The 5,945-nt window shown below is 60.4% G+C and carries 9 protein-coding genes; all 9 read right to left on the bottom strand.

Features of this window, described 5'->3' with window-relative positions:
• On the bottom strand, positions 1-395 hold a 395-nt coding region (locus ADK28_RS25235), incomplete at its 3' end, for a C40 family peptidase (protein WP_048796969.1).
• Between the two features lie 9 nt (positions 396-404).
• The gene (locus ADK28_RS25230; protein WP_033639816.1) at positions 405-1,157 is read right to left on the bottom strand and encodes a phage minor tail protein L; all 753 of its coding nucleotides are present in this window, start codon (positions 1,155-1,157) and stop codon (positions 405-407) included.
• Positions 1,158-1,166: 9 nt separating this feature from the next.
• Complete coding sequence (locus ADK28_RS25225) at positions 1,167-1,505, bottom strand: phage tail protein (RefSeq protein ID WP_048796968.1); 339 nt, start codon at positions 1,503-1,505, stop codon at positions 1,167-1,169.
• Positions 1,505-3,835: a phage tail tape measure protein gene (locus ADK28_RS25220; protein WP_048796967.1), complete on the bottom strand. Its 2,331-nt coding sequence runs from the start codon at positions 3,833-3,835 to the stop codon at positions 1,505-1,507. The genes ADK28_RS25225 and ADK28_RS25220 overlap by 1 nt, the downstream gene beginning before the upstream one ends.
• Positions 3,828-4,049 carry a hypothetical protein gene (locus ADK28_RS25215; protein WP_019453673.1) on the bottom strand — a complete coding sequence of 74 codons (222 nt, stop codon included), beginning with the start codon at positions 4,047-4,049 and terminating at the stop codon, positions 3,828-3,830. The genes ADK28_RS25220 and ADK28_RS25215 overlap by 8 nt, the downstream gene beginning before the upstream one ends.
• 17 nt (positions 4,050-4,066) lie before the next feature.
• Positions 4,067-4,432 carry a phage tail protein gene (locus tag ADK28_RS25210; RefSeq protein ID WP_016926947.1) on the bottom strand — a complete coding sequence of 122 codons (366 nt, stop codon included), beginning with the start codon at positions 4,430-4,432 and terminating at the stop codon, positions 4,067-4,069.
• Between the two features lie 116 nt (positions 4,433-4,548).
• The gene (locus ADK28_RS25205) at positions 4,549-5,004 is read right to left on the bottom strand and encodes a major tail shaft subunit (RefSeq protein ID WP_016926946.1); all 456 of its coding nucleotides are present in this window, start codon (positions 5,002-5,004) and stop codon (positions 4,549-4,551) included.
• Positions 5,005-5,044: 40 nt separating this feature from the next.
• Positions 5,045-5,437 (bottom strand): HK97-gp10 family putative phage morphogenesis protein, encoded by a 393-nt coding sequence (locus ADK28_RS25200; RefSeq protein WP_048796966.1) that lies wholly within the window; start codon positions 5,435-5,437, stop codon positions 5,045-5,047.
• Positions 5,434-5,823, bottom strand: a complete 390-nt coding sequence (locus ADK28_RS25195; RefSeq protein WP_048796965.1) for a hypothetical protein — start codon at positions 5,821-5,823, stop codon at positions 5,434-5,436. Before ADK28_RS25195 ends, ADK28_RS25200 begins: the two co-directional genes overlap by 4 nt.
• Positions 5,824-5,945 lie beyond the last annotated feature (122 nt).

Below are 5,945 nucleotides of genomic sequence, written 5' to 3'. Positions count from 1 at the left end.
CTCATGACCAGCCCCCAACAGTCGGTATGCCCCAACACGAACTGGCGACCCACCAGCGGCAGTTCGCCGCGCGGCAAAATGGTGCGCAAATCCCCCTCCGGCCAGCTGGCTATCGCCCAGGGCAACTCCATCGCGTCGCACTGCGCCTTGTCCAGCTCACTCGGCTGCGTGGTGGCGTCCGGGTGGCTGTGCACAATGAGGGTGATGGTGCCCCATTCGGCGGCGGCCACGTAGTCTTCCGGCGCCAGATGAAACTGCTCGGTGGGGTTGTCCGCCAGGTTGCGGCACGGGAAATAGCGCTCCACGCGGGACTTTTGCGCCACCACGCCGCAGCATTCGCGCGGATACTCGGCTCTGGCGTGCGCCATAATGGCCGCCGCGGTTTTTTCTTTCATGCTCGCCCCCTACTGCCGGATTAACGCCGCGCCCGGGAAGCCGCCAAACGGCAGCGGTTCGTGCTCGCCAAAGCGTTTCTGGCAGTCGCTCAGCAGCCCGCCGCAGCGATCCTGGCTCGGGTCATCCACCGGGTTGCCCTTGTCGTCAAAGTAACGGCTACCGGCGTAATCGCAGCCCTTGCCGGTGCGATAGCCGCCGCGCGAGCACCAGGTGCACAGGCTGTGGATTTGCCGGGTCGGGATGCGCAATCCCCGCAGGTCAGCCGGACTCGAGAGTTCGAACTCCACCGCTTCGTCGCTTTCTGTCGCCTTGCGATCGATGTAGAACACCTGCAGCTTTTCCTGCAGCGGATCGGCCGAAGAGTTCCCTTGCGGGAAGTTGCGGGCGTCAAGGTAGTGCACCAGCGTGTCGTGGATCCGCACCTTGGCCTGCGCCATGTCCTCAAACTGCAGGCAGAGCGCGCTGATCAGGCCGTTGATATTGGCGACCGACAGCTTGGGCGCGTTGCCCTGGCTGTCGGCGGAAATCTCCAGCCCTTCAACGCTAAACGGCCACGGGCCGTACTCCAGCCCCTGCCACCAGACCGATTTCGCCGGCAGTTTGCTTTCATCACCGCCGGCGGCGGCCAGCTCTTGCGGCGTAAACGGCAGGGTATCGCAATGAAAGCGCAGAATATCGGCGCCAAACCGGGTGCCATCCACCTCAATCAGGCGGATGCGGTTGCCCGGCTCCAGCTTTTGCAAATCTGAATTCAGCATCATCTCCCCCGGTTAAACGTGAAAAGCCTCGGTAAACGTGGCCGTCAATGAATAGTTATCCCCGCCCATCGCGACCGGCTTATAGCCCTCGCAGCGGAACAGGCCGGGAACCTGCGTCGGTGGCGTCCATTGAAAGGACTTCACCCCGTGATGGTTTTCCAGAAAGACGATGATCGGCGTGATGTAGTCATACTTGCCGACAAAGGTCAGATCCCAGGAGCGCACGATCGGGTTAATGCCGTCGCCGGAGACCTGCGCATAGCCGTCGCCGAACTGCGCCTTTCTGACGCGAAAGCGCGTATCGCCAGCGGCATTGACGCGCGCCGGAAATTCAAATGTCTGAATGCCCATTACATCCCCTTGATTGCTTTCCAAATCGGCTGGCCCGGCATCAGGTTACGGTTGATCACCTTCTGGCTTTCCTGCGCGGCGATATTGCCCATTCGTTTACCGAACTCGCCCCATCCCGGATCGGCCTGCGAACTGACGTTGCCGCCGTTCTCGATGGTGATGTAGACAGTCGGCGCCGCCGAAGGCTGCGGGCCGCCGCCGATAGCCCGCACGCCGAGCGAACCGTCCGCGCCGCGTTTGAGCGGCATGATGGCCTCCGGCCCGGCTTCGCCCATCAAGCCGGCGCCTCTGGCGAACGCGAACAACGTGGGATTGCTGACGATCTGGCCGCTGAATGCGCTCAGCGAAGGCGAGGCGTATACGCCGCCCTTGGCGTTGGGGACATAGCCTTGCCAACCGGTCGGCATGCCCATCGCGCCTGAACCGGCCGCGCCCGCGCCGGCGCTTGCCGCCCCGCCCAACAAACCGCCGCCGATGTTCATAAAGGTAGAGAGAAAGGTTCTGGTTAACAGCGCCTGCATCGCCAGATCGATCAGTTGCTGAATGATGGACTGCGTCATGGAGGTCATCAAACCGAGCATGCTTTGCTTAAAGTTTTGCGTCCCGGTCAGCAGATCGAACATCATGCCGGAGGTCCGTTCCCGCGTCATGTCCACCAGCCCCAACGCCATCTTGTGCACGCGGCTCTGCCCGCCGAACAGACTCAGCGCCTGCTGATACTGAGCGTCCGACGATTCCTGCGTCGCCGCCTGCATCAGCTGTTCATAGCGCTGTTTATCCAGCAAGCCTTGCTGGTAGTAGGCCTGGTATTGCGCCTGCTGCTGCACCAATTGGTTGTTAAGCCGAGCGACAGGGTCCACATCACCGGCAATGTTCATACGCGGCGCGGCAAGCGCGTCGGTTTCAGCCTTCAACCGCTGGCGCGTCGTTTCTTGCTGCTGCATCCGGCTGGCGGTGTGGTACTCGCGTTCGGTCAACAGCCGCCCGTCATACAACGCCTTCAGCTCCTTGCCGACCTCCTGCTCTTTGCGCACCGCCGCCTGCCCTGGCGCGTATTGTTCAGCGAGCTGTTGCCGCTGCCGCTGATACTTCTCGGCGTTCAGCGCCATCGCACGCTGCACATCGGCCTGCCCGGCACCGGCCGCCTTGGCCGCTGACGCCAGCTTGGCCTGTGCGCTTTGTTCATCCTGGGTGATTTTGTCGAGGCTGCTCAGATGCGCCTGCTCGATTTCCTGACGCAGTTGTTGGTACTGATCAAGAACCTGCTGTCGCTCACGTCCAAGATTATCTGTATTTACAATATCCAATGTATAAGCAGGGGGCGGAGAGGGCATCAACTGCGCCTGCGCAGTTGCAGTAGCGGGCAAAATATTACCTGCTGGCTGATTAAAATGACGAGCAGCCCCTGTCAAAACAAGAAGGTTAGCTTGGTCAATATTTTGCATGCTAGTGCGAGTATTTTGAATCCCGATGTCTATTGACTCGAGAGCCGCTTCTGCACGCACCCGCGTAGCTTGCAACTGCTTTTCAACACCAAATATGTCACCCAGCCGACCTGGGTTACTCTGGATTCGTTCTATTCTCTCGTTTGCGTAATTCAACAAATTCTGCTGCTTATCTCGCTCACTAAGCTGTTCCTCGAGCTGCTCACTGAGATCTAACTTTCTCAGGGCAAGTTGCTTACTAGACAGTTTTATAAGCTCTGACGTGGTTAGAATCGCAGCATCTTTCAGACTCACCGCAGCCTCTTTGGCTTGCATTGTTTGCTCATAAAAGTATGCCATCCCCAATCCCGCCTGGATGGCGACACCGATCGGGCCACCAAGCATCCCCAGCGCAACGCGAGACGCCGCGCCGACGCCTGATGTCGCCTGAGCCGCCCCGCGCGCCGCCGCCGCCTGATCGCGCCAGGCCGCCGCGCTGTCATTCAGGCCGCCGGCCAGTTTCAGCATCTCCTCCGCGCGGCTGCCGCCTTCGCCGGAGGCGCTGCTCGCCTGGCGAGCCGCGTCGTCCAACTGCTTCATCTGCGCCGTCGCGGCGACGGTGATGGACGCAAGTTCGGTGAGCGCCTGCCCATACTGGCGCGAGGTGGCGGCGAGGCCCTGCAGCGACAGCTCAACGCCGGCCAGCCCCGCCAGTTTCCCCGCCAGGCCGCCAAGCGTGCCACCGATGCGTTGATACGACTCGTCGGTCTTCTTCGCGTCCTGCTGAGCCTGGCGGTTAAATTTGGCGGATTGTTCCCCGGCGGTACGGTAAGCCGCCGTCAGTTTGTTTTTAAAGTTGGTGTCATTCAGTTGCAACCCGACGACCAACTGTGCGGTATCAGCCATTTCCCAGCACTCGCATAACGTCAGCACACTGCATATCAATACTGCTTTGCGCGGGCTGACCGGATTGATGAACGGGGGCACTCTCCGCCGCATCGGCCGTCATGCCTTGCAGTTTGAAATATGCCCGCCAGTGATTCAGGATGTGCGCCGGCAGCGCGGCGATCTTGCGAGGATCCGACTCACCCCAGCGATCGGCCAGTTGGAACACCAACATCAGCCAGGGCGAGTCAGTCAGTTTTTTTCCGCTTCCTCCAGGCTACCGACCGCATGCCGCTTGACGGCGCCGATGGCTTCGACCAGCGTCGGGTTGTCGTGCGCCGCCAGCAGATCGTCTACGCTCGGCAAGGCGCCGGCCGGGATACGTTTGCCGTCCGGCGTCATCAGGCAAGACAGCAGAAGCTGCACGTTGAGCTGCGCGGCTTTGTTCATGTCACCGCTGTCGATGGCGGCCTTCATGCCGTCTTCGTTTTCCTGCAGTTCCGCGGCTTTCAGGCGACGGATAAAGGCTTTGGCGCCAAAGATCTGCGTTTCAATCACGTGATCGTCGGATTTCAGCAGCGCCGCTTTCAGCGCTTTCAGATCGTATTTCTCACTCATCGGTTTTTCCTTGTTCAATTCGGTTTACTCTGTAATAAGCAGGTTGCCGCAGGCCACATGGCCCGCGGCGGAAGCGTTCACCTTCAGGCGTTAACCCGCGGCAAACCGCCAATGGGTCACACTTTCGGGGTGACCGAGCCCCAGGTGTTACTGTTTTGCTTGCCCTGGACGGTAATCTGAATGACTTCGCTCGCCGGGGCGGTGATCTCATTCATTTTCCAGCCGGACAGCGACAGGATGGAGGTGGAGGTGCGGCCGTTCGGCAGCTCGACGTAGAACTGCACCGTTTCGCGCTTGTCCGCCGCATTCAGCAGCGCCGCGAAATCGGCGTTGGACGGATCGTCGATGAAACCGATGGATTTCTCCGCGCCTTCCGGCAGGTCGGAAATAAACTGCTTGGCGGTATCCAGCAGCGTGGTGCAATCGACAAAACCGCCGGTTTGCCCCATTTCACCTACCGCTTTACAGTTGGTCAGCGCCTTCATGGCCGTCGGTGCAGCCCCAACGGTGCCCCATTTGACGATAGTGCCGGCAGGCAGCATGGCGTATTCTGGCGAGGTTTTATCAGCCATAGTTTTTCTCTCTCTTTTTGATGAAGGATGGTAGCGGTCGCTACCGGTTTTCGATGCCATAGCGGACGTTAGCCGCCAGGATGCGTAACACTTGGTGCTTATGGTGATCCAGCGCAGGACGAATAAACGGGGCGGCGGCTTGCGTTGCCGTGCCGTACTCCTGCGCCAGGGCTCTGTGGTAATGCTGTTTACTGGGGCCGACGCGCAACGTCACCGCGTTCCATCCGGTAACGGCCGGACGTATCGCAATGCCGACGCTCAGCGATGGCTCGCTGTTTGACGCCCCCCGCTCGGCACACTGCTGCATCGTGCTAAGTAGCGGCGCCAGCGCGGCGTGGCCGGCCTCCGGCAGAATGTGGCTGGTGACCTCGCGCCGAATCGCTTCCAAGCGGCGAGTCAATTCCGCCATGCCGGAAACGTTTATGGCGATCACGCCGCCACCTCGGAATGGGTAATGAGGTAATCGCGCGCCATCCGATACTGAACGCGGTTATCCGCCAAGGGCGTGGCGCTCTGCAAAAGGGTGCTGCGCGTAACCGCCTGTACCGGCCATTCGCCGATATGGCCATGCCGAACCCCCTCCCAGGCGTTCAAAACCGCCTTATCCAGAGCGATCAGTCGGGAGTAATCGTCGATCACGTACAGCACGATCTGAAAACGGCTCTGCACCAGCGAACTGTCAACCAGACCGGTGTTCACTTTCAGATCGCTGATCTTCTGATAGGTCACGCCTTCTTGCTGAGGATCCGGCAAGATCAGCGGATGAACCGCCAGATGGGTTAGCGCGGCCAGCGAGCGTTGGATTTCATCTTCAATCATTTGGGCAAGGTCTCCGTCGTTTTGAGGGGGAATTGTTTTACAGACGCATTCAGGCATCAGGTAAGGAACAGCGCGCGCTCCGCCGCACGCCGGGCAACCAGCCCATCGAGCCGCACACCGCC

The organism is Serratia sp. 506_PEND, assembly GCF_001076875.1.
Lineage (GTDB): Bacteria > Pseudomonadota > Gammaproteobacteria > Enterobacterales > Enterobacteriaceae > Serratia > Serratia marcescens.
This window is presented reverse-complemented; position numbering and strand designations above follow the sequence as displayed.